The 1,494-nt window shown below is 38.8% G+C and carries 4 tRNA genes; 1 reads left to right on the top strand and 3 read right to left on the bottom strand.

What is annotated here, in order from left to right:
* Positions 1–17: 17 nt before the first annotated feature.
* From CWC04_RS19060 to CWC04_RS19050, 3 genes are all read right to left on the bottom strand, one after another.
* A tRNA-Glu gene (locus CWC04_RS19060) sits at positions 18–93 on the bottom strand.
* 141 nt (positions 94–234) lie between these two features.
* Positions 235–310: transfer RNA gene (locus tag CWC04_RS19055), tRNA-Glu, on the bottom strand.
* A 36-nt stretch (positions 311–346) separates the two neighbouring features.
* Positions 347–422 (bottom strand) — tRNA-Ala (locus CWC04_RS19050).
* Between the two features lie 953 nt (positions 423–1,375).
* Here CWC04_RS19050 and CWC04_RS19045 point away from each other — a divergent pair.
* Positions 1,376–1,451, top strand: a tRNA-Val gene (locus CWC04_RS19045).
* Positions 1,452–1,494 lie beyond the last annotated feature (43 nt).

Here is a 1,494-nt window from a genome sequence, read left to right as displayed (position 1 = left end):
CTACTATAAATAGTAAGTGGCGTCCCCAAGGGGATTCGAACCCCTGTTACCGCCGTGAAAGGGCGGTGTCCTAGGCCTCTAGACGATGGGGACACTAAAAAGTGTTACTAGGACAATTGATAAGTTTAACTCATATCATGAGGTGCTAAGGTAATACGTTTAATACACATAAAGACTCGAGCTTTAAGTGCTACGCTATTCTCTTGGTAAAACCACGCCTAACTATTTGTTAGATGGCGTCCCCAAGGGGATTCGAACCCCTGTTACCGCCGTGAAAGGGCGGTGTCCTAGGCCTCTAGACGATGGGGACACAGAAAACTGCTACCCTAGGACATGCACAAAGATTTGGTGGAGCTATGCGGGATCGAACCGCAGACCTCTTCGCTGCCAGCGAAGCGCTCTCCCAGCTGAGCTATAGCCCCAAACCTTTTAATACCTAACGTGTTTAACACGTTGTGTATCGCTGAGTGCGGGGCGCATTCTATGCACCCCCCAAAATAAAGTCAACAGTTTTTTATGCCACTTTATTTAAATGGTTTAATTTTCAACAAACTGGCTATCAGACATGCAAAAAAATACAATTTCGACAAAATTTGGCCTGTACTTCATCTCACAGTACTATAAACAGGTTAATTATCTATTTATACCTCGTTGATGAAGTAATAATGTTTAACATAAAAGGTATACATTTATATGCAAATTGAGTTGGGGTTAAAAAAGTACTAAAACCAAGGCTAAACCCCGCATTTAAGTGTGTTATTAAAATGCGAGGGCTCTATTCGATAACCTTATTATTAAATGCTCAACCCTTCCCTTTTTAAGTTGCTTGTACACACATATAAAAATTGAAGTGAATTAGGCCGTCGTTAAAAGTGCTAGCAAATAATTCGTGCTGTTTTTAAACACTATGTGCCAGTTTGGGTAATAGGCTCTATTTTGTTGTCATTGTGCCAAAACCCATGACGTTAATTAAAGTTTATTCGCACTAATGGCAATACAGATAACTGCTTACGCCCTTACCTTTTAAAAAGTACCGTATACCAGTTCAATAATTTAAAACCTTATCTTATATAGTCATAAATCTTCTTTTTGATAAAACGCCACACTTACTGTATCAATTTCAACATCGCCTTTTATTAGCTTATTTAAGCAATGCTTTTTATTGCAAGTAAAAATAAGGCAGTCACTTAGCTCAGATTCAGCTGTTAATTTACCCTAACAACTTAAATTTGATGATAAAGTAAACGCCAACCACCCTCCACTGTTTATAAAACCTTCATTCAGCACATTTTTATCATTCAAGTGTTGACACATTTGCAACTCTATCTATAATAGCGCCCCACAACAACGCAGCAATGTAATGTTGTTTAGATGTGGGTGATTAGCTCAGTTGGGAGAGCATCGCCCTTACAAGGCGAGGGTCACTGGTTCAAGTCCAGTATCACCCACCACATATAAACCAATTTATTATATTAATACTCTCGTTTAATTATT

This window comes from Pseudoalteromonas sp. S2893 (genome assembly GCF_005887105.1).
In the GTDB taxonomy this organism is placed as follows: Bacteria; Pseudomonadota; Gammaproteobacteria; order Enterobacterales; family Alteromonadaceae; genus Pseudoalteromonas; species Pseudoalteromonas atlantica.
This window is presented reverse-complemented; position numbering and strand designations above follow the sequence as displayed.